At 36.8% G+C, this 1556-nt stretch carries 1 protein-coding gene; it reads right to left on the bottom strand.

All coding sequences use genetic code 11. The features are described 5' to 3' along the window. Nucleotides 1–77: 77 nt before the first annotated feature. Nucleotides 78–1388, bottom strand: coding sequence for an NF041680 family putative transposase (locus C7H19_RS25135; protein ID WP_106459625.1), 1311 nt, complete (start codon nt 1386–1388; stop codon nt 78–80). Between the last annotated feature and the right edge of the window lie 168 nt (nt 1389–1556).

Genomic DNA, 1556 nt, shown 5'->3' with positions numbered 1-1556 from the left:
CTGGAGTTTAGACTATGACAAAATAACCCAGTCTTGTTTTTGGGCTAAGATGTTAGCAATTTGGCTAAAAATTGGGTTTAAGTCTGCTTCTTTTTCTCTTTTTTATCAGTACTTTTTCGTTTTTTGACCACTGGATAACGGATTCTTTTATTCCTTTTCTTACCGGTTTCCCAACCCGTTGATTTTCCACGGGGTTTGGGAGATAGTGCTGGAGTTCCCATCTCTATTAAAAGCTCTAACATCGACTGTGCAACTCGTCCAGGGCTTAAGCTTTTTTGAGGTTTTTGCCAAGGGAGATGATGCTCTTGTACTAGATCTCTGGCTAACCAGAGTTGCCAAGTCATTAAAGGCATCAAATCACTCCATCTTTCAGATTGGTGTGGTGTACTTAAAGCTGGTAACGTCCAATGTAATCTTTGCTTAATGAATCGATACCAATGGTCTACAGCAAAACGTCTCAAATATTTTTTCCAGAGCTTTTCTAGTGGGAGAATTTGTTGACCAATAAAAACTAACCATAAAGGCTTTTTAAATGACCCTTTTTTCTGGGTTTCAAGCCGCTCAACTAAAATCAGAGTCATCGGAACAAATGAAGAGTTACGAAAGTGTAATTGTGACCATCTTCGGATTTTAAGAAGACCCAACTTGGCATCATTTACTTCAATCGTTTCTGTGGCCTCCCACCAAGTTGATCGATCATTTAACTTAAATTTATCTCCATGTTTTCGAGGTCTACCTCGACCTCTATATTTTTCAGGAACGCCATATAAACAGCAATTTGAGCGAATCCTAATTAGACAATCGGCTTGAATATCTACTATTTGATTGACCCAAGAAGCATTACCATATTCACTATCTAATAAAGCTAAAATTGGTTGTTTTAAACTTTTTGCTACTTGTTTTAATTGCCAAGATGCCTTGCTAATCGGTGTTTCAAAGCTTGTTATTCTTTCATGTCTTAATGGTAAAGCCCAACTCCCTTGTTCTTCTGGTATCCAAGCTATAGTACTATAATTATGTCCCTCCGTAACTTTTTGAAATCCATCAGGTGAGTGATGATAGCCTCGATCTTTTAAAGTCGGAGAGTCTTTTCGGGGATTGGCTGTATGGTCAATCGCTACTGTCACATATAATTCATCATTTATTTCAATTTCTTCAAGATATCTTTTCATTAAATTTTGACGATGAGGACGGACATCTTGTAAGACTTCATACACTGAAGACCATTTTCTTCTAAACAAAGGAGATAGGGAAAATTCAGCTAAAGAATAGGCTGTTCTTGTTGTTAAGACCGCATCAATTAAATCGAAGGTGGCATCCTTGGCAAATCTAAGTAAATGATGAGTATCTGTCCTGAATTGTTGCAGTCTATTTATGCTATTATTCATCACAGGGAGAGACTTGAATGTTATTGTTTTTTTAATTTTCTCCCTTTTCTATCTTTTTATTTGATGAATATCTGTAAACAACCGATGTTAGAGTAGAGAATTCCTTTCATTTTCCACTTCTCTTTCAGACTCGACCGTTCAGTTTGATTGGGAGGTAAGTTAGTCTAA

Origin of the sequence: Aphanothece hegewaldii CCALA 016, from assembly GCF_003007785.1 — a bacterium.
Classification (GTDB): domain Bacteria; phylum Cyanobacteriota; class Cyanobacteriia; order Cyanobacteriales; family Microcystaceae; genus Chroococcus; species Chroococcus hegewaldii.
This window is presented reverse-complemented; position numbering and strand designations above follow the sequence as displayed.

What these genes read in the sequence shown, in the direction of transcription:
- C7H19_RS25135 (WP_106459625.1), bottom strand. Translation starts at nt 1,388, where the DNA reads ATGAATAATAGCATAAATAGACTGCAACAATTCAGGACAGATACTCAT.